This window comes from Ensifer sp. ENS03, from assembly GCF_014852035.1.
Lineage (GTDB): Bacteria > Pseudomonadota > Alphaproteobacteria > Rhizobiales > Rhizobiaceae > Ensifer > Ensifer adhaerens.
In genome coordinates this window covers 445,141-463,707 of sequence record NZ_JACVAV010000001.1, presented here as the reverse complement: position 1 = coordinate 463,707, position 18,567 = coordinate 445,141, and the positions used below count along the sequence as shown (strand labels likewise).

Here is an 18,567-nt window from a genome sequence, read left to right as displayed (position 1 = left end):
AGCGTCGCTCTAAATCGCGGCCAGTCGGCCGGAGGCGCCCGCTACTGCGGGCGCACCTCGCTTGCTTCGAAGCGATAGGTCGTCGAGCAGAACTCGCAGGTCACCTTGACTTCGCCATCGTCGATGGTGCTTTCGAGGTCGTCCGTGCTCAGGTTGGACAACACCGACTGAAGCTTCTCGCGCGAGCAGCTGCAGCGGTCGTAGACCGCCTGCGGTTCGTAGACGCGGACGCCGCGCTCGTGGAACAGGCGATAGAGCAGCCGCTCGGTTCCGACCATCGGATCGGTCAACTCGTCCATGTCGATCGTTTCGACCATCACCTTGGCTTCGGCCCAGAGATCGTCGTCACCGAACGCGCTTTCACCATCATCACCATCACCGCCGGAAAGGTCGGGCTGGCGCATGCGTTCCGGCGCTTCCGGCAGGAACTGGGCGACCATGCCGCCGGCGCGCCAGCGATGGCGCGGCTTGCCGTTTTCGTCGCGATCGAGAAGCTCGGCCACGCCAAGGCGCACCTTGGTCGGGATCTGCTCCGACTGTCGGAAATAGACGCCGGCGATTTCTTCCAGCGTCGCTCCGTCGAGCGCAACGATCCCCTGGTAACGCTGGGTATGGGCGCCCTGGTCGATGGTGAAGGCGAGCACGCCCTTTCCGAGCAGCTCGTGCGAAAGGGTCCGGCCGTCCTTTTCGGCAGCGGCAAGCGCTTCCTGATCGTAGCGGGCATAGGCGCGCACGCGATCCGGCGTCGAGAAATCAGCGACCACCAGATCGACAGGGCCATCGCCCTGAGTCTGGACGATCAGCTTGCCTTCAAACTTCAGCGAGGTCCCGAGCAACACGGTGAGTACAACGGTTTCAGCAACCAGACGCGCGACCGGAAGCGGATAGTTGTGGCGCTCGAGGATTGCGTCCAGCATGGGGCCGAGCTGCACGGCGCGGCCGCGCACGTCGAGGCCTTCCACCTGGAAAGGCACGACGTGATCGTCACCGGCAAAGTCGAACTCACCAAGCCCTGGCGTCATGTCAGTCATGTCTTGCTCCTTGCCTTCAGCCACCAAGCTGCACCAGAGATATTGCTATCCCCGCGCAACGTGCTCGCTGTCTCAGTTGATCCCGCGATAAACGGATTGTCCACCAGGTATGTGCCGCCGCCATAGCAACGCACCACCTCGACGGTTGCGCGCTCACTACTTTCAGGAGCGCCCGTATGCCGCCTAAATCGTGTCGCACGTGGACAATGTCAAGTGCGGTGAACACGCCCCTATATGGCGCACGCTCGGCGGAGCGCACTGAAGCCTCTTCGCCGTCGCGCGCGACCGGGCAGCCGGCTCAGACGAGCCCCATGCACCAGGCAATGACCGACTTCTGTGCGTGCAGCCGGTTTTCCGCCTCGTCGAAGACCACCGACTGCGGGCCGTCGATCACCTCGTCGGTGACCTCTTCGCCGCGGTGCGCCGGCAAGCAGTGCATGAACAGCGCATCGGAGGCCGCACGCTTCATCAGCGCTTCATTGACCTGGTAGGGCTGGAAGACGTTGTGCCCGCGGGCGCGATGTTCCTGGTTCATCGAGATCCAGGTGTCGGTCACGACGCAATTGGCGTCGGCGACGGCCTGTTCGGCGTCATGACACAAAAGGACCTCGCCGCCATTGTTGCGCGCCCAGTTCAGGAACTTGTCCTGCGGCTCGGAACCGAGCGGCACGGCCATGTTCATGCGGTATCCGAAGCGGGCAGAACCTTCGATCAGCGAATGCAGCACGTTATTGCCGTCGCCGGTCCAGGCAATCGTCTTGCCCTTTACCGGACCGCGATGCTCCTCGAAGGTCAGGATATCGGCCATGATCTGGCAGGGGTGCGTATCGTCGGTCAGGCCGTTGATGACGGGGACCGTCGCATGCTCGGCCAGTTCCAGAAGGCGGCGATGGTCGGTGGTGCGGATCATGATGGCGTCGACGTAACGCGAGAGCACCTTGGCCGTGTCGCCGATCGTCTCGGCGCGGCCGAGCTGCATTTCGGTGCCCGACAGAAACAGGGTTTCGCCGCCGAGCTGGCGCATGCCGACATCGAAGGAAACGCGGGTGCGGGTGGAGGGCTTTTCGAAGATCATCGCCAGCATCTTGCCGGCGAGCGGCTTCTCGGCAGTTCCGGCCTTGGTCGCCGCCTTTCGGACGCGCGCATCGTCGATGATCGTCCGGAGGTCGGCGGCCGTCATGGCCGAAAGATCGAGAAAATGTCTGGTGCCTGCCATCGTACTCGGTTCCTGTCTGAAAAATCGGTCCCTGGTGCGGCACGCTATCGACGTGCCCGCACGGAGGTCATTCTAACGCCTTAGTCGGCCCTGGGTCGCTACCTTCAGGCCGCGGCGTTGCCGCTTGCCTTGCGAACCGCCTCGGCGGCGCGTTCGATACGTGCGAGCCCCTCGCGCGCCTCTTCCGCCGTCACGGTCAGCGGCGGCAGAAGACGCAGGACATTTTCGCCCGCCGGCACGGCCAGGAGCTTTTCGGCGCGGATTTCCTTCAGCAGATCGGCCGAAGGGCCCTTCACCTTGATGCCCAGCATCAAACCGTCGCCGCGGATGTCCTCGATGACATCAGGGAAACGGTCCTTGAGCGACGCAAGGCCCTGGCGGAAGACCAGCGCGACATCGCGCACATGCGTCAGGAATCCGTCGGCCAGAACGACGTCGAGCACGGCGTTGCCGACGGCCATGGCCAGCGGGTTGCCGCCATATGTGGAGCCATGCGTGCCCGCCACCATACCAGATGCGGCTTCCTCAGTCGCGAGGCAGGCGCCGAACGGGAAGCCACCGCCGATACCCTTGGCGACCGCCATGATATCCGGACGGATATCCGCCCATTCATGGGCAAACAGCTTGCCGGTACGGCCGACGCCGGTCTGGACCTCGTCGAGGATCAAGAGCAGGCCGAACTCGTCGCAGAGCGCGCGCAGTTCCTGCATGAACTCCTTGGTCGCCGGACGGATGCCGCCCTCGCCCTGGATCGGCTCGATCAGGATCGCTGCGGTTTCCTCGGTGATCGCATTCTTGACCGCGGCGATGTCGCCGAACGGAACCTGGTAGAAGCCCGGCGCCTTCGGCCCGAAACCTTCGATGTATTTCTGCTGACCACCGGCGGCGATCGTCGCGATCGTGCGGCCGTGGAAGGCGCCTTCGAAGGTGATGACGTGGAACTTCTCCGGGTGGCCCTTGGAGAAGTGGTAACGCCGTGCCGTCTTGATGGCGCATTCCAGCGCTTCCGCGCCCGAATTGGTGAAGAAGACCTTGTCGGCAAAGGTCACCGCCGTCAGCCGGCGGCCGAGGCTTTCCTGGCCCGCAATTTCATAAAGGTTGGACAGGTGCCAGACCTTGTCGGCCTGCGCCTTCAGCGCTTCGACCAGGTGCGGGTGCGCGTGGCCGAGCGAGTTCACGGCAACGCCGGCACCGAAATCGAGATAACGCGTGCCGTCTTCAGCGATCAGCCAGGCGCCCTCTCCTCGCTCGAAACGCAACGGCGCGCGCATGTAGGTATCGTAAAGCGGCGTGGTTGCAGTCATGCGAGGCTCTCCTTCACTCCAGATCGACATCGATCCCGCGCCTCACGCGGGCCGATAAAAATCAAAAATGCCGCCTTTCGGCGGCGCAGGCACTATTCCCATTTCGCGCTGCAATGTCAACAAAACCAAGCCTTGCAGCGCAACATGAAGGGTCGATTCCTGGCAGCAGAAAAATCGTCCGGGAGGGCTTGCAAAAATGCAACGCTGGCCGAGCAAGTTGGGGAAAACTACGAAATCGATTCGGCCTGATTCCCGGGACTCTTGCCACAGAGTCCAGCGGTCAGTACGTTAACATTCAATTACTAGACGCATGCGGCGGACCTAGTCACCAAAAGAGTTATCGCGTTTGCAACCCCGGGGTTTAGCCGGGGTGCGGTGAGGGATTCTGCCATCCCCAACGCTGAGAACGGAGAGTGCAGAAATGAACTGGACTGACGAGCGGGTGGAGAAACTGAAGAAGCTTTGGTCCGAGGGCCTGAGCGCAAGCCAGATCGCGGCACAGCTCGGCGGCGTCAGCCGTAACGCTGTCATCGGCAAGGTTCACCGCCTGAGCCTGCCAGGTCGCGCCAAGGCCGGTGGCAGCACCACGACGGCGGCCCGTCCGAAGCGCCCGACTTCGGCACCGCGCGCGCCGAACTACGCTTCGCGCGTTTCGACCCGCCCGGTTGCACGCGCGGCCGGCGCTGTCGTTCTCAAGGAAGAAATCGAAGTCGATCTCGTTGCCGAGCAGGATTTCAGCACCCGCACCGACGTTGTCGTGCCGATGTCGCGCCGCCTCGAGCTGACCCAGCTCACCGAGCGCACCTGCAAGTGGCCGATCGGCGACCCGCTGAAGGAAGAGTTTCACTTCTGCGGCAACGATTCCCCGGAAGCCTCGCCTTACTGCACCTTTCATGCGCGGCTGGCCTACCAGCCGTCGGGGGAGCGCCGCAGGGCTCGCTAAGAAGCTGGACCGCATTGATAAAGGAAGGGGCCGATCGGCCCCTTTTTTTGTTGGCGACGTTCAGACCGCTCAGCTTTCGAGCGAATAGCCGGCGCCGCGAACGGTGCGGATCACGTCGGGCATGTTCGAGAAGTTCAGAGCCTTGCGCAGACGACCGACATGCACGTCGACGGTTCGCTCGTCGACATAGATGTCATGCCCCCAGACGCCATCCAGAAGCTGCGAGCGAGAGAAGACGCGGCCCGGCGAGGACATGAGGAACTCCAGAAGACGGAACTCGGTCGGGCCGAGGCGCACCTCGCGGCTGCGGCGATGAACGCGGTGGGTCTCGCGGTCGAGTTCGATGTCGCCGCAGCGAAGCAGCGTCGAGAGCACCTCGGGCTTTGCCCGGCGCAGCATCGCCTTGACGCGCGCCATCAGCTCCGGCGTCGAGAAGGGCTTGACCACGTAGTCGTCGGCACCGGTCGCCAGACCCCGGACGCGCTCGCTTTCCTCGCCGCGCGCCGTCAGCATGATGATCGGCAGACGTTCGGTCTCCGGACGCTGGCGCAGCCGACGGCAAAGTTCAATGCCGGAAACACCGGGCAGCATCCAGTCGAGGATAAGCAGGTCGGGCAGCCGCTCCTGAAGCCGGATCTCCGCCTCGTCGCCCCGCAGGATCGTATCGACGTCGAAGCCCTCGGCTTCCAGATTGTAACGCAGCAGAACGCTCAGCGCCTCTTCGTCTTCGACTACGGCGATTTTTGGCAACATCAGGTAACGTCTCCTTACCGCGGGCGGCCTTTGGACTCATCGGCCCGGCCGGCGCTCAGACACTCTAAATCTGGAGCACATCCGCCGTTTTCAAAGGCGGGGCGAAAACCGCATGCTTCAGATACAGGAATTCGGGGCCGCGACCGAAGCCGCGACCGGATCAGATTTCAAAGGGCATGCATGCTTACGGCGCGCTTGGCGCTCAGTCGTTGACCGAGCCCAGCGTCGACGTGGTGTCATCCTTCGGACGCTCGCCTTCCGGCTGAGCACCCGTCGCCATGTAATAGATCGTCTCAGCGATATTGGTCGCGTGGTCGCCGATGCGCTCGATGTTCTTGGCGCAGAACAGAAGATGCGTGCAGGGCGTGATGTTGCGCGGATCTTCCATCATGTAGGTCAAGAGCTCGCGGAACAGCGAGGTGTAGATCGCGTCGATCTCCTCGTCACGCTCGCGGATGCTGTTGGCCTTTTCCGGCGAGCGCGAGGCGTAGACGTCGAGCACTTCCTTGAGCTGGACGAGAGCGAGCTCTGCCAGATGCTCGAGGCCACGGGCGAGCTTGCGCGGAATGCCGGAGCCGGCGACCGCGATCACGCGCTTGGCGGTGTTCTTGCCAAGGTCGCCGACGCGTTCCAGATCGGAGGCGATGCGGATCGACCCCATGATCTCACGCAGGTCGGCGGCGACCGGCTGACGCTTGGCGATCGTGACGATCGCCTTCTCACCGATCTGGCGCTCGGCGTCGTCGAGGACGGTGTCGTCCGAGATCACCTTCTGTGCGAGAGCCAGGTCGGAGTTGACCAGCGCGCGAACGGACTCGGCGACCATCTGTTCGGCGAGGCCGCCCATCTCCGAGATGCGGCGCGTCAGGTACTTCAGTTCTTCGTCATAGGCGGACATGATATGCATGGACATGATCGTCGATCCTTACGGGCGCTTTGCAGTTACTGTTGCAGCCTTATGCGGCCTCAGCCGAAGCGGCCCATGATGTAATCCTGGGTGCGCTGGTCATCCGGATTGGTGAACATCTTGTCTGTGTCGTTCTCCTCGACGAGATTGCCGAGGTGGAACATGGCGGTGCGCTGCGAAACGCGGGCGGCCTGCTGCATCGAGTGGGTCACGATGACGATCGTGAAGTTCGTGCGCAGCTCGTGGATGAGCTCTTCGACCTTGGCGGTCGCGATCGGATCGAGAGCCGAGCACGGCTCGTCCATGAGGATGACTTCCGGGCTCACGGCGACGGCACGTGCGATGCAGAGGCGCTGCTGCTGACCACCGGAAAGGCCGGTGCCGGGCTCCTGCAGACGGTCCTTTACCTCGTTCCACAGACCGGCCTTCTGCAGGCTGGTCTCGACCACTTCGTCAAAGTCGGCCTTGGTGCGGGCAAGTCCGTGAATCCGCGGACCGTAGGCGACGTTGTCGTAGATCGACTTCGGGAACGGGTTCGGCTTCTGGAAGACCATGCCGACGCGGGCGCGAAGCTCGACGACGTCGATCGTCGGGTCGTAGATGTCGTCCTCGTCGAGCGTGATCTTGCCGGTGACGCGGCAGTTCTCGATCGTGTCGTTCATGCGGTTCAGCGTGCGCAGGAAGGTCGACTTGCCGCAACCCGAAGGACCGATCAGCGCCGTGACCGTGTTCTCGCGGATGTTGAGGTTGACGTCGAAAAGCGCACGCTTCTCGCCGTAATAGACCGACACATCCTTGCCGATCATCTTGTAGGGCACGGTGTTCATTTTCTGATCCAGAGCCTTCTCGACTGCTGCTTCTGACATGATGTTCATAGTAATTACCTCACTACCAGCGGCGCTCAAAGCGACGTCGCAACAGAATGGCTCCAAGGTTCATGACGACCAGGAAGATGAGAAGAATGATGATTGCGCCGGAGGTGCGCTCGACGAAGGCGCGCTCCGCCTCGTTGGCCCACATGTAGATCTGCACCGGCAGTGCCGTCGACGGTTCCATCGGCGAACCGGGAAAATCGACGACGAAGGCGACCATGCCGATCAGGAGCAGCGGCGCGGTTTCACCAAGCGCGTGGGCAAGACCGATGATGGTGCCGGTCAGGATGCCCGGCATCGCCAGCGGCAGCACGTGGTGGAAGATGGTCTGCATCTTCGACGCACCGAGACCGAGGGCCGCCGAGCGGATCGACGGCGGGACCGCCTTCAACGCGGCACGGGTGGCGATGATGATCGTCGGCAGGGTCATCAACGTCAGCACGAAGCCGCCGACGACGGCTGCCGAGCGCGGCATGCCGGCGAAGTTGATGAAGACGGCGAGACCCAGGAGGCCGTAGACGATCGACGGAACGGCCGCGAGGTTGTTGATGTTGACCTCGATCAGGTCGGTCAGCCGGTTCTTCGGCGCAAACTCCTCGAGGTAGATCGAGGCGGCGACGCCGATCGGAAGCGACAGCACCAGCACGATCAGCATCATGTAGAGCGAGCCGAGGGCAGCGACGCCGACGCCTGCCGCTTCGGGACGGCTGGAGGCGCCGAAGGTGAAGATGCCGGTGTTGAAGCTCTTCTTCAGGATGCCGGCGCTCGCCAGCTCGTTCATCCAGGTGACCTGCTGGTCCTTGACCTTGCGCTTGCCCTCATCGACCGAGAGATCGATCTGGCCCTTGAAGGCGGAGTCGATGTTGGCCTCGGCCAGCAGCGTGACAGGAACCGTCTTGCCGATGATCGACGGGTCGGCGGCGACCATGTCGCGCAATAGCGTGCGGGAGCTCGCGGAAACCATGTCGGTCGCCTGCTTGACCTGCGGCCGCTTGGTGGCGTCGATGCCGAGCTGCTTGACGAGCGCGTCGCGCACCAACAGCGGATAGTTGGCGGTCATCAGCACCTTGCCGTCGGTCGCGCGTTCGCCTTTGGGGTCGATGACCTTTTCGGTGAATTCGATCGGCAGCGTAATCGTCGTCTGCTGGAATGCGGTGTAGCCGTTGGAAAAGACGGTCCACAGCAGCAATGCCAGGAAGAAGAGACCGGTGCTGATCGCGGCCATGCCGTAGAAGCGGAACCGGCGTTCGGCAGCATAGCGACGCTTGATGCCGATATCGCGCTTGGCGGATGCGGGACGGGCGGAGATCCGGACGGTCGGGGAAGCGATGTCGGTCATTCGTACTGTTCCCGGTATTTGCGCACGATGTAGAGCGCGTAAATGTTGAGGCCGAGCGTGATGACGAAGAGCGTGATGCCCAGTGCGAAGGCCACCAGCGTCTGCGGCGAGGTGAACTCGAGGTCACCAGTCAGCTGGTTGACGATCTTAACGGTCACCGTCGTCATCGGCTCGAAGGGATTGATCTGCATGCGGGCCGCCACACCGGCTGCCAGCACCACGATCATGGTCTCGCCGACGGCGCGCGAGGCGGTGAGCAGCAGCGCGCCGACGATTCCCGGGAGGGCTGCCGGAAGGATGACCTTCTTGACCGTCTCCGAGCGGGTGGCGCCAAGGCCGAGCGAGCCGTCACGAAGTGCCCGCGGCACCTGGGTGATGATGTCGTCCGACAGCGACGACACGAATGGGATCAGCATGATGCCCATGACGATGCCCGCCGTCAGAACGCTCTGTGCCTGGATGAAGTTCTGGTAGTTGCCGGTCATGAGACCGTTCATCTGGGCGGAGATGTCACGCAAGAACGGGCCAACGGTCACCAGCGCAAAGAAACCGTAGACGATGGTCGGGATGCCGGCGAGCACTTCGAGCAGCGGCTTTGCGGTCGAACGCAGGCGCGGGCTTGCATATTCCGCCATGTAGATCGCCGCGAAGAGGCCGATCGGCACCGCAAACAGCATGGCGACGAAGGCGATGTAGAGCGTGCCGGCAAGAAGCGGGATGAGGCCGAACTGGCCCGAAGCGCCGCCGCTGCCGGCAGCGGCAAACCGCGGATCCCATACCGTGCCGAAGAAGAACTCGAACGGCGAGACCATGGTGAAGAAGCGTCCGGCTTCCGACAGCATCGAGGCGACGATGCCGACCGTCGTCAGGATGGCGATGGAGGACGCGACGATCAGCGAGCCGAGAATGACCCGCTCGACCTGGTTGCGGGCGCGGAAGCGGGTCGCGACGTTGCGGATGGCGTAGACGCCGCCGGCAATCGCGATCAGCAGAACGGCGACCGTCATCAGCCAGCGGTTGGTCGCGGTCATCGCGTTGAAGTGCTTGGCGACGGTGACCATGTAGGGATCGCCTTCGCCAGCAAGGGCAACGCCCTTGGACGCGAGCGTCGCGCGAAGATTGGCGGAGCCGCTCTCAAGGGCTGCGAGTTCCTCGCCGCTCAGGCGCAGAAGGCCACCGGCAACGGATTTGACCTGACCGAGCGCGAGCTGCACGGCGGCAGGGCCCTGGCTCTGGACGGTATCCGGCAAGGCCGCGCGCGTGCTTCCGTCGATATACACGGGAGCGGCGAACAGCCAGGTGCCGAGAACGAGTGCGGCCGGAAGCATCGCCCAGATGGCGACGTAGCTACCGTGATAGCCCGGCAGTGAATGCAGGTTGGAGAGCTTGCCGCCGGACTGCGCCAGCGAACGGGCGCGGCCTGCAAAATAAGCAATGAAACCAATAACAATAATGAGCAAAAGAAGGAGCGAAGTACTCATCCGCACGTCTCCCCGGCATCGCCCGTCATGGGTGCCGGCAAATCGAATGAAGGCATGCCCCGGCGCGAAGACATCGCGCCGGGGCTTGTCATTATCAGAGCATGTTGCCGGCAGAGAAAGCCTTGCGGATTTCTTCGCGCTCAGCGTCCGGAGCGGCAACGAGGCCGTATTCGGCGAGCGGGCTTTCCGGGCCGATCATCTGGTCGTCGAGGAAGAACTCAACATATTCCTTGAGGCCCGGGATAACGCCGAGATGTGCCTTCTTGACGTAGAAGTACAGCGGGCGGGAAACCGGGTACTCGCCGGAAGCGATCGTTTCGGTCGACGGTACGATGCCGTTGACGGTCGCGACCTTCAGCTTGTCGGCATTGTTTTCGTAGAACGACAGGCCGAACACGCCGATGCCGTTCTTGTTGGCAGCGATACGGGCGAGCGTTTCGGTGTAGTCGCCGTCGATGTCGACAGCCAGGCCGTCCTTGCGGACTGCGACGCACTTGCTGTGCTGCTGCTTTTCATCGGCAACGGCAGCCTTGATCACGTCAACGGCGCCAGCGTTCTTGCAGCCTGCAGCGAGGATCTTCTCTTCGAAGACTTCGCGGGTGCCGTGCTTTTCGCCCGGGATGTAAGCGGCGATTTCGACGGCCGGCAGGGCGGCGTTGACTTCGGACCACTTCTTGTAGGGGTTGGCGACGATCTTGCCGTCGACGACGACTTCAGCAGCGAGCGCCTTGTAGAGGTCTTCCGGCTTCAGGGCGAGGTCGGCATTGCCGGCGTCGGTCGCAAAGACGATGCCGTCATAACCGATCTTCACTTCCTGGATTTCGGTGACGCCAGCGGCCTTGCAGGCCTCGACTTCGCTGTCCTTGATCTTGCGCGAGGAGTTGGCGATGTCGATGGTATCAGGGCCGACGCCCTTGCAGAATTCCTTCAGGCCAGCGGAGGAGCCGCCGGATTCGACCACCGGGGTCTTGAAGTCGGGGAACGTCTCGCCGAACGTCTCGGCGACGATTTTGGCGTAGGGAAGAACGGTCGAGGAGCCAGCGACCTGAACCTGATCGCGAGCGGCGGCTGCGCCGGCAAATGCGGCCGAAGCGACCAGCGCCGCGACAGTGAGTTTAAGAGCTTTCATAAAAGTTCTCCCGGAATGGGCTTGTGTTGGTGTGCGCCAAGCGTTGCAGCGCTCTTCGCCGTCTTATCGGCTGCCCCTAACTAGCTGCCGATGGCCACACCTTTTATGTCAGTTCGACGAAACATTTATGACAGCTCATGTCATTGAAAATGCTAATGAAAAATGAACACCCCCGGGTTTTCCCGCGCCAATATGTCAGAAGCGGACCGTAAAGGTCGTGCCTTTGCCGACCTCTGAATGGATGAGGAGCCGGGCACGATGCCGCGTGAGAATGTGCTTGGCGATGGCAAGGCCCAGGCCGGTGCCCTTCTTCGAGCGGCTGGCCTCGACATTGACCCGGTAAAACCGCTCGGTGATGCGCGGCACATGCTCGGCCGGAATGCCCGGGCCATAGTCCTTCACGACGACTTCGGCCTCGCCTCCCTCGCCGCCATGCAGGATTACGTCCACCTTCTTGCCTTCCTGGCCGTACTTGCACGCATTCTCGATCAGGTTCTCGAAGACCTCGATGAGTTCGTCGCGTTCGCCGCGGACGACCACGGGCTTGTCCGGCACCACGAGCGAGACGGTGACATCCAGATCCTTCGCCAGCGGCAGCAGGCTGTCGCGGACATGCCCGAGCAGCGGCGCCAGATCGACAGGGTCATCGGGGGCGATATGCGAGCGCAACTCCAGCCGCGACAGCGACAGCAGATCGTCGACAAGCCGGCTCATGCGCGTCGCCTGCTCGTGCATGATGCCGAAGAACTTTTCCTGCGCCTTCAGATCGTTGCGCGCCGGACCCTGGAGCGTCTCGATGAAGCCGCGCAAGGATGCCAGCGGCGTGCGCAGCTCGTGGCTGGCATTGGCGACGAAGTCCGAGCGCATGCGGTCGATGCGGCGCGCCTGAGAGATGTCGCGATAGGTCAACAGGAAGATCCGCTTGACCGGCCCGTCGCCCGGAATTTCAGCCGGAGCGACCCGCACCACATAAACGGCGTCGGACGGCAACTGCTCGTTATGCTCGATCTGGTTCGCCTTGCCGGTCGCCATCGTCTCGCGGACCATGTCGAGGATGCCGGGCGAACGCACCCTTGCTGCAAGATAGGTGTTTGGCGGGATGGTGCCAAAGGCCTTCTCGGCAGCGATGTTCTGGAACACCACCGTCTCGTCGGCGGCAATCACCAGAACCGGCATGTCGAGCGCGTTCAGCGCGGGCACCAGCGGGTCGCTCGCCGGGCCGGCAGCGACCACCGCCTTGGCCGGGCTCAGAATAACCGAGGTTGGCGCGCTACGGTTGAGCAACGCGGCGACGAGAACGATCCAGAAGGGCAGGACAATGAGGAAATGAATACCCGCGACGGTCGCAAGGATCGCCAGGAGCACGGTGAGCCCCAGCAGCCAGCGCTCTGCTTTCAGCCGCGGAACCAGGTTCCGCCAGAACGCCTTCGAACCGTCCACCTCGACATCCTCATGAATCACTTTCTTTTCCTCCCGGACCAAAATGGTCGAGGAATAGCGATCCTTCATGACATGATTTTCACGACCGGCTTGAATCCGCAACGCAATTATGGCCTCCTCCAACGAAATCGGGTCGCGAGCGCCTTGTATATCCGATGACAGGCGCAGGCCCGAAAGTTTGAAAACGCGCATGATCCTTCCGATGATCGAAGCCGGTTTTCGGGCCCGTGCGCCAAGCCGAAAGGGCGAACCGATGGCAGCGACGGATACGGCGGACAAGGCGGAGAACCGCGCGGTGGAACTCGAAATCGGCGGCAAGAGTCGCGTTTTCGACATCGACAATCCCGAGTTGCCGAAGTGGATCGACGACGCGGCATTTTCCTCCGACGACTACCCCTACAAGAAGAAGCTCGACGACGACGAATATCTGGAAACGCTGGAAAAGCTGCAGGTCGAACTGGTCAAGGTTCAGCTCTGGCAGCAGAAGACCGGCAAGCGCATGATGGCGTTGTTCGAGGGCCGGGACGCCGCCGGCAAGGGCGGTGCGATCCATGCGACTATGGACAACCTCAACCCTCGCTGGGCGCGTGTCGTCGCTCTGACCAAACCGACCGAAACCGAACGCGGGCAATGGTACTTCCAACGTTATGTCGCGACCATGCCGACGGCCGGCGAATTCGTGCTGTTCGACCGCTCCTGGTACAACCGCGCCGGCGTCGAACCGGTCATGGGCTTCTGCACGCCCGAAGAGCACAAGCAGTTCCTGAAGCAGGCTCCCCGCTTCGAGAAGATGATCGTGCATGAGGGCATCCAGTTCTTCAAATTCTGGATCAACATCGGCCGCGAGATGCAGCTGAAACGCTTCCACGATCGCCGCCACGACCCACTGAAGATCTGGAAGCTGTCGCCGATGGACATCGCGGCGCTCAACAAATGGGACGATTATACCGCCAAGCGCGACGAGATGCTGAAGGAGACCCACACGGATCATGCACCCTGGACGGTGGTACGCGGCAACGACAAGCGGCGAGCCCGGCTCAACCTGATCCGCCACATCCTTTCCTCGCTCGATTACGAGAGTAAGGACAAGGGCGCGATCGGCGAGGTCGATGACAAGATCATCGGATCCGGCCCCGGTTTCCTGAAATAGACGCCGGCCCTGTCAAAACCGATGACGCCGATGGGGCCGACAGGTTTTCCCGCCGCCCCACCTCGGAAAGCCTTGGCGACCGGCCTTATTGCCCCGGTAGGACGCGGATGGCGTAGAGGCTGAGGCTCTTGCCCTCACCGCTGATATCGCTGTTGATCACGATCTGGCCCGGCGAGCTCGGCGCCAGGCTACGGTCGAAGGTGATCTTGAACAGCATGTCGAGCCGCTCGTCATGCACGGTGAAGCGATGGCGCCCGCATTCGCCGAGCGAGGAGAAATTGCACTCGACCGCGAACTCCGTGGTCTTGCCCGGCTCGGCCTGCACGGTCAACGCCAGCGTCGACGTCTTGCCGGAGAGTTCCGCCAGGACCGCGGCCGGGATTTCGATGGTGATATCCCCTTCCGCGTCGGCGACCGCCGATGTCAGCTGCACGCGTCGCCCGCCTTCGTCGTCCACCGGCTCGACCTTTGCCTGCGCTCCGGGCGCGATCGCGCCGGTTTCCTTGGGCGTGAAGACCTCGACCCAATCGCCGGTAAAGCCCTGCTGCGCGCCGAGTGTCCGCAATCCCGCCGCGCCATCGAAGTCTTCCGACGCGACCGATGCCGGGGGATTGGCAACATTCGTGTCGCGCTCGGCGGCAGATTTCAGCAGGTCATTGGTCTGCACCCACCAGGCCGCGGCCCCTGCTGCGGCGGCAAGCGTGACGACGACCATGGTGAAGGACAGAAAGCGGCTGCGCTTGCGCCGGCGTTTGCGCGTATCTCCGCGGACCGTGGGCGCGATGCTCGCAGCTTCGCCAGCATCCGCCGTGCTCTCGGCGGCTGCACGCGTCGATACCACCGGACCGTCGCGATCGGCACGCAGACCACCGAGACCGCCATCGCTCGCCGCCTGGCGCGGCGCGTCGCCGGCAAAACCGGGTTCCCGACGACCGGCCGCCGGGGCCTGTGGCTGGCTCTGGGGCGGAGTCTGGGCTTGAGGTTGGGGTTGGGCCTGCGTCGGTGACCGGACTTGCGGCTCGACCCGTGGCTGTGCCGGCCCGCGCGCCCGCGCGGCATCATCGAGGCTGACCACCGGAGGTGCCGGTTGTCGCGTCCTCAGTGCCGCTCTCTCTTCCGTTTCGATCGCATGGATGACGGCTTCGAGCCGATGGCGCTGCTGGGCGATGACGTTGCCGTCCTCGATCCCCTGTTTCTGCAACCCGGTTTCGAGCGCCTGACGGGCAGATTGATAGATGCGCGCCCGCGTTTCCGCATTGGCGCGATCGGAGCGCTCAAGGGCATTTCTGATTGCAGTCTCAAGTCCGCTCACATCAAGTCCTTCTGTGTAGGCAGGGCTTTGGACCTGCCGGCGCGCCGCGGTTGACCACCGCTCTCGATCCAACCGCAAGGGCATAAGGGTTAAATCTGGAGGCACGCCGTTGGTTTTGTTAACAATTGCGTAACCGCTGCTGCCAGAATCCGCAAGTCCGGCGACGGGCGCGACCGGCCAAGGCCGGGGAAAACGCTTTGCTTCGCCGCGCCTGCGAGAAAAAGAGGCGGCGACATCACGGCCAAACCGCCCCCTTTGCAAGCGGCAAACTTGCTGCTATCTGTTTTGACGTTTACGCAAACGTCAAAAATTTGGCGCGCCTTACCGAGGGATGGAGAAACCGATGCCGCTTCCGCCAATTCTTTCCGGAACGACGAGACTGCCGGTTGTCGGCGCGCCCCTGTTCATCATTTCCAACCCGAAGCTGACGATCGCGCAGTGCAAGGCTGGCGTGATCGGCGCCTTCCCGGCGCTGAACGCCCGCCCGCAATCGCAGCTCGACGAATGGCTGGCCGAGATCACCGAGACGCTTGCCGACCACGACGCCAAGAATCCCGGCCGGCGGGCCGCTCCCTTTGCCGTCAACCAGATCGTGCACAAATCCAATGCGCGGCTCGAGCAGGATCTGATGCTCTGCATCAAATATAAGGTGCCGGTCGTCATCTCCTCGCTCGGCGCCGTGCCCGAGGTTAATGCCGCCATCCATTCTTATGGCGGCATCGTGCTTCACGACGTCATCAACAACCGTCACGCCAATTCGGCAATCCGCAAGGGCGCCGACGGCCTGATCGCGGTGGCCGCCGGCGCCGGCGGCCATGCTGGCACGCTTTCCCCGTTTGCGCTTGTCCAGGAAATCCGCTCCTGGTTCGACGGGCCGCTGCTTCTCTCGGGCGCGATCGCTACCGGCGGCGCCATTCTGGCGGCCCAGGCGATGGGCGCCGACATGGCCTATATCGGCTCACCCTTCATCGCGACGGAAGAGGCGCGCGCCAGCGACGCCTACAAGCAGATGATCGTCGACAGCAACGCCGCAGACATCGTCTACTCCAATTATTTCACCGGCATCCACGGCAACTACCTGAAGCCCTCGATCTCGGCCGCCGGCATGGATCCGGACAATCTGCCCGAGGCCGACCCGTCGAAAATGGACTTCGGCGCTGCGACCGACGGCGCCAAGGCCTGGAAGGACATCTGGGGATGCGGCCAAGGCATCGGCGCGGTCAAGGAAGTGACATCCGTCGCCCGCATGGTCGACCGGCTCGAGCGCGAATACGATGTAGCGCGCACCCGCCTCGGCCTGCACTCCGCACCCGCAGCGACAGCCAACAAGGAATTTTCAAGTTCTCGCAACTGATGGCTTGAAATCTCGGCGCTTTGCGTTTATCAGCGCCTCACATTCGTTCCGCGGGCTTCCGCGGAACTGCCTCCGGGCCGCTTTAGCTCAGTCGGTAGAGCACATCATTCGTAATGATGGGGTCACGTGTTCGAGTCACGTAAGCGGCACCATTCCTCCTTGAAAAGAAAAGCACGATCGCCAACGGCGAAAGTACCACTCTGTCGTCGGACAAACGATCGCCGAGATTGCCCTATCTCGCTCGGACTTTCCAGCCGTGCTGGGCATCAGACACGGTTCCAGGTGACTTCACGTCGTTCACCCATATCTCCAGTCCATTGGCGCCCGGTCGTTGGCGCTTTTGCGGAAACCACGGCCGGTTCGGGTCGACGGCAATCAGCATGCCTTCATCATTGCCGATCGCGGCAAAGCTGGACGAGGCTGGCCCGACCGTTCCGACACCGAACGTCCAGGCCGCCTCGGCCACCATGCCCTCGACATCATCGGAGGGAACGCCGACCTCGCTCAGGCAGGACAGGTCAGCGCCGCTGAACGGTCGCTTGTCCGCAGGATGGATCAGCCTGCGGCGGCCGATCAATTCGAGCACGGCATTGTCGGGGCCGTCGAAGTAGATCGACCTTGATTGCCAATCTCCTTCAAGGGCAAAGCACGCTTCTCCACCCGGCTCCTTTTGGAGCAATGTCCGCCCCTCCAACCAAGCGACGGCCATGTCAAAACGCGCAAAGGGGACGTTGAAGGCCAGGTGCACGCCGTGTGGCGCTCCCTCAGCGGCCGCGATCAGCTGGATTTCGCTCCAGCCCACCTGGATGGAGTTCCCGGCCGTCGGCAGTTCGAGGACATCGCGAAAGAAGGCAGCACTATTGGCGACGTCCGATGCCGGCAGAATTAATCTGGAGATGTGCATGAAGTCCGATCCGTCACATGGCAATTGGCTCTATCGGACAAGTTCATAAGACCTCAACTTAAGTTGAGGTCAAGACGCTTCCCTATCCTGGACCACGGAAAGCCGGATTTTCTGTTTCGAACCTCACCACAACGGGCCCAAACAGACAGGCCGAGCCTGATCGGGGTACGGCCTCCCCGACGAAGCGACGCTCGTCACAGCAGCAACAGCTTCTTCAGCACCGAAAACACTTCCTTGTAAGGCAGCCTTGTCGCGCCGGCGACGGCGAAGGGAATGAGAGCGGCGGCGGCGACCGGCACGACGGCGTCGCGGCTGATGAGCATGGTCGAAAGCTTCTTGGTCGCATCGAACAGTTTGCCGGGGTCGGCCACGTCGTCGTCGGGTTCCTCGGTCGCGTCGGCTGCCACGTTGCGGCCGAGCACCTTGCGCTCTGCTGCGCGCTGGAAGCGGGTCGCCTGCACGCCGAACATCAGCAGCCCGGTTTCCTTCAGCCGTGCCAGCGGCTTGGAAAAGGCCGACAACGGATAGGCGAAGAAGGCGATCACGATCGCCAGCCACCCGCTCATGATCATGCTGAACGTCGTCATCGACAGCGTCTCCTGCAGCAGGTGCTTCATGACCGCTGCCGCGATCGCCGCGCTCATGCCGAAGACGAAGAACATGTAGGCGTTCGGATATTGCGACAGAAAGCCGAGGCCACCCTTGCCATCGGGATGGGCGGCGACGAGGCGAAGCTCCAGTTGAGCGATCTTGCGCAAAAGTCGCGCCCAGACGAGGTGCCGCCATACGCCGCGCAGGAACAGGAAGACGAAGAGCGGTAGGCTGACGCAGATCGACCACCAGCCGGCGGCGGTAATCCTGTTGCCCTCGGCCGTATGCTCGACGGCCCAGAACGAGGCGTCTGTCGTATGGAAGTTCAGGAAGGAAAGCAGCGCCGCGACCGCGGCGAGTGCCAGGCAGACGGTTTCCGCCAGCCCGGAATCGCGTTGTTTCAGCGCGTTGGAAATCGCGCGCGCGGCTGATGGCATCGAGGTCGGAGCGATGAGCGGCGCGCGCGAAAACTGTCCGAGCTTGATGCGAAGGCCCCGCTCGACCTGCTGTTCGGCCAGCACGAAAGCGGCAATCGCGACGAAGAACTTTGCCCACACGCCCGGATCGGTCAGATAGGCGCCCTGGCTATGGTCGAGCGACAGGCTGTCGGGCAGGCCAAGCAGAAAGGGAACGCCCCAGGCAAGCGCGACGAAAAGCAAAGCCCGCTTTCCTGACTGCAGCGCGTTCGCACGCAACAGCTTCAGCCTTGCCTGCAGCTCGAAGAACGGGCCGCCATGGGACGCGAGGTACTCGGCGATCTTTCCCTGCCGAGCTGCCGGCGCGGCATCCGCCGCGTCGCCGCCGGATGCCTTGGCGCCTGGGTCCGCTCCGCTCATGGCGC

General features: G+C 62.9%; 16 protein-coding genes and 1 tRNA gene. 4 read left to right on the top strand and 13 right to left on the bottom strand.

What is annotated here, in order from left to right; genetic code table 11:
• Positions 1-41: 41 nt before the first annotated feature.
• From IB263_RS02315 to IB263_RS02305, 3 genes are all read right to left on the bottom strand, one after another.
• Positions 42-1,031 (bottom strand): Hsp33 family molecular chaperone, encoded by a 990-nt coding sequence (locus IB263_RS02315; protein WP_034797161.1) that lies wholly within the window; start codon positions 1,029-1,031, stop codon positions 42-44.
• A gap of 298 nt (positions 1,032-1,329) precedes the next feature.
• Entirely contained in the window at positions 1,330-2,247 is a 918-nt protein-coding gene (gene argF / locus IB263_RS02310) for an ornithine carbamoyltransferase (protein WP_034797163.1), read from the bottom strand.
• Between the two features lie 104 nt (positions 2,248-2,351).
• Positions 2,352-3,551, bottom strand: coding sequence for an aspartate aminotransferase family protein (locus IB263_RS02305; protein ID WP_034797165.1), 1,200 nt, complete (start codon positions 3,549-3,551; stop codon positions 2,352-2,354).
• A gap of 421 nt (positions 3,552-3,972) precedes the next feature.
• Between IB263_RS02305 and IB263_RS02300 the strand changes: the two genes are divergently transcribed.
• On the top strand, positions 3,973-4,494 hold the full coding sequence (locus IB263_RS02300) for a GcrA family cell cycle regulator (protein ID WP_034797167.1): 522 nt from the start codon (positions 3,973-3,975) through the stop codon (positions 4,492-4,494).
• Positions 4,495-4,563: 69 nt separating this feature from the next.
• Here the strand turns inward: IB263_RS02300 and phoB are convergent, their stop codons facing one another.
• The 7 genes from phoB to phoR all read right to left on the bottom strand — a co-directional run bounded on the left by phoB (position 4,564) and on the right by phoR (position 12,436).
• Positions 4,564-5,247: a phosphate regulon transcriptional regulator PhoB gene (phoB, locus tag IB263_RS02295; RefSeq protein ID WP_034797168.1), complete on the bottom strand. Its 684-nt coding sequence runs from the start codon at positions 5,245-5,247 to the stop codon at positions 4,564-4,566.
• Between the two features lie 202 nt (positions 5,248-5,449).
• On the bottom strand, positions 5,450-6,163 hold the full coding sequence (gene phoU / locus IB263_RS02290) for a phosphate signaling complex protein PhoU (RefSeq protein ID WP_089043230.1): 714 nt from the start codon (positions 6,161-6,163) through the stop codon (positions 5,450-5,452).
• A 50-nt stretch (positions 6,164-6,213) separates the two neighbouring features.
• Complete coding sequence (gene pstB / locus IB263_RS02285; RefSeq protein WP_034797173.1) at positions 6,214-7,029, bottom strand: phosphate ABC transporter ATP-binding protein PstB; 816 nt, start codon at positions 7,027-7,029, stop codon at positions 6,214-6,216.
• Positions 7,030-7,042: 13 nt separating this feature from the next.
• On the bottom strand, positions 7,043-8,365 hold the full coding sequence (gene pstA, locus IB263_RS02280; RefSeq protein ID WP_034797174.1) for a phosphate ABC transporter permease PstA: 1,323 nt from the start codon (positions 8,363-8,365) through the stop codon (positions 7,043-7,045).
• Entirely contained in the window at positions 8,362-9,846 is a 1,485-nt protein-coding gene (pstC, locus tag IB263_RS02275) for a phosphate ABC transporter permease subunit PstC (protein WP_034797175.1), read from the bottom strand. Before pstC ends, pstA begins: the two co-directional genes overlap by 4 nt.
• A gap of 94 nt (positions 9,847-9,940) precedes the next feature.
• Positions 9,941-10,975 (bottom strand): substrate-binding domain-containing protein, encoded by a 1,035-nt coding sequence (locus IB263_RS02270; protein ID WP_034797176.1) that lies wholly within the window; start codon positions 10,973-10,975, stop codon positions 9,941-9,943.
• A gap of 195 nt (positions 10,976-11,170) precedes the next feature.
• On the bottom strand, positions 11,171-12,436 hold the full coding sequence (gene phoR, locus IB263_RS02265) for a phosphate regulon sensor histidine kinase PhoR (protein WP_034797603.1): 1,266 nt from the start codon (positions 12,434-12,436) through the stop codon (positions 11,171-11,173).
• Positions 12,437-12,668: 232 nt separating this feature from the next.
• On the opposite strand from phoR, the gene ppk2 reads away from it, so the two are divergent.
• On the top strand, positions 12,669-13,565 hold the full coding sequence (gene ppk2 / locus IB263_RS02260; RefSeq protein WP_192438002.1) for a polyphosphate kinase 2: 897 nt from the start codon (positions 12,669-12,671) through the stop codon (positions 13,563-13,565).
• A gap of 85 nt (positions 13,566-13,650) precedes the next feature.
• On the opposite strand, the gene IB263_RS02255 is transcribed toward ppk2, so the two are convergent.
• Positions 13,651-14,877 (bottom strand): biotin transporter BioY, encoded by a 1,227-nt coding sequence (locus IB263_RS02255; protein ID WP_112770589.1) that lies wholly within the window; start codon positions 14,875-14,877, stop codon positions 13,651-13,653.
• Between the two features lie 343 nt (positions 14,878-15,220).
• Here IB263_RS02255 and IB263_RS02250 point away from each other — a divergent pair, with 343 nt between their 5' ends.
• Together IB263_RS02250 and IB263_RS02245 are read left to right on the top strand one after the other, a co-directional pair.
• On the top strand, positions 15,221-16,231 hold the full coding sequence (locus IB263_RS02250; protein ID WP_060607147.1) for a nitronate monooxygenase family protein: 1,011 nt from the start codon (positions 15,221-15,223) through the stop codon (positions 16,229-16,231).
• A 76-nt stretch (positions 16,232-16,307) separates the two neighbouring features.
• Positions 16,308-16,383 (top strand) — tRNA-Thr (locus tag IB263_RS02245).
• 80 nt (positions 16,384-16,463) lie between these two features.
• Here the strand turns inward: IB263_RS02245 and IB263_RS02240 are convergent.
• On the bottom strand, positions 16,464-17,135 hold the full coding sequence (locus IB263_RS02240; protein WP_192437491.1) for a VOC family protein: 672 nt from the start codon (positions 17,133-17,135) through the stop codon (positions 16,464-16,466).
• 194 nt (positions 17,136-17,329) lie between these two features.
• A complete protein-coding gene (locus IB263_RS02235; RefSeq protein ID WP_192437489.1) occupies positions 17,330-18,562 on the bottom strand; it encodes a hypothetical protein in 1,233 nt (410 codons plus the stop codon).
• Positions 18,563-18,567 lie beyond the last annotated feature (5 nt).

What these genes read in the sequence shown, in the direction of transcription:
- IB263_RS02315 (WP_034797161.1), bottom strand. Translation starts at nt 1,031, where the DNA reads ATGACTGACATGACGCCAGGGCTTGGTGAGTTCGACTTTGCCGGTGAC.
- argF (WP_034797163.1), bottom strand. Translation starts at nt 2,247, where the DNA reads ATGGCAGGCACCAGACATTTTCTCGATCTTTCGGCCATGACGGCCGCC.
- IB263_RS02305 (WP_034797165.1), bottom strand. Translation starts at nt 3,551, where the DNA reads ATGACTGCAACCACGCCGCTTTACGATACCTACATGCGCGCGCCGTTG.
- IB263_RS02300 (WP_034797167.1), top strand. Translation starts at nt 3,973, where the DNA reads ATGAACTGGACTGACGAGCGGGTGGAGAAACTGAAGAAGCTTTGGTCC.
- phoB (WP_034797168.1), bottom strand. Translation starts at nt 5,247, where the DNA reads ATGTTGCCAAAAATCGCCGTAGTCGAAGACGAAGAGGCGCTGAGCGTT.
- pstB (WP_034797173.1), bottom strand. Translation starts at nt 7,029, where the DNA reads ATGAACATCATGTCAGAAGCAGCAGTCGAGAAGGCTCTGGATCAGAAA.
- pstA (WP_034797174.1), bottom strand. Translation starts at nt 8,365, where the DNA reads ATGACCGACATCGCTTCCCCGACCGTCCGGATCTCCGCCCGTCCCGCA.
- pstC (WP_034797175.1), bottom strand. Translation starts at nt 9,846, where the DNA reads ATGAGTACTTCGCTCCTTCTTTTGCTCATTATTGTTATTGGTTTCATT.
- IB263_RS02270 (WP_034797176.1), bottom strand. Translation starts at nt 10,975, where the DNA reads ATGAAAGCTCTTAAACTCACTGTCGCGGCGCTGGTCGCTTCGGCCGCA.
- ppk2 (WP_192438002.1), top strand. Translation starts at nt 12,669, where the DNA reads ATGGCAGCGACGGATACGGCGGACAAGGCGGAGAACCGCGCGGTGGAA.
- IB263_RS02250 (WP_060607147.1), top strand. Translation starts at nt 15,221, where the DNA reads ATGCCGCTTCCGCCAATTCTTTCCGGAACGACGAGACTGCCGGTTGTC.
- IB263_RS02240 (WP_192437491.1), bottom strand. Translation starts at nt 17,135, where the DNA reads ATGCACATCTCCAGATTAATTCTGCCGGCATCGGACGTCGCCAATAGT.
- IB263_RS02235 (WP_192437489.1), bottom strand. Translation starts at nt 18,562, where the DNA reads ATGAGCGGAGCGGACCCAGGCGCCAAGGCATCCGGCGGCGACGCGGCG.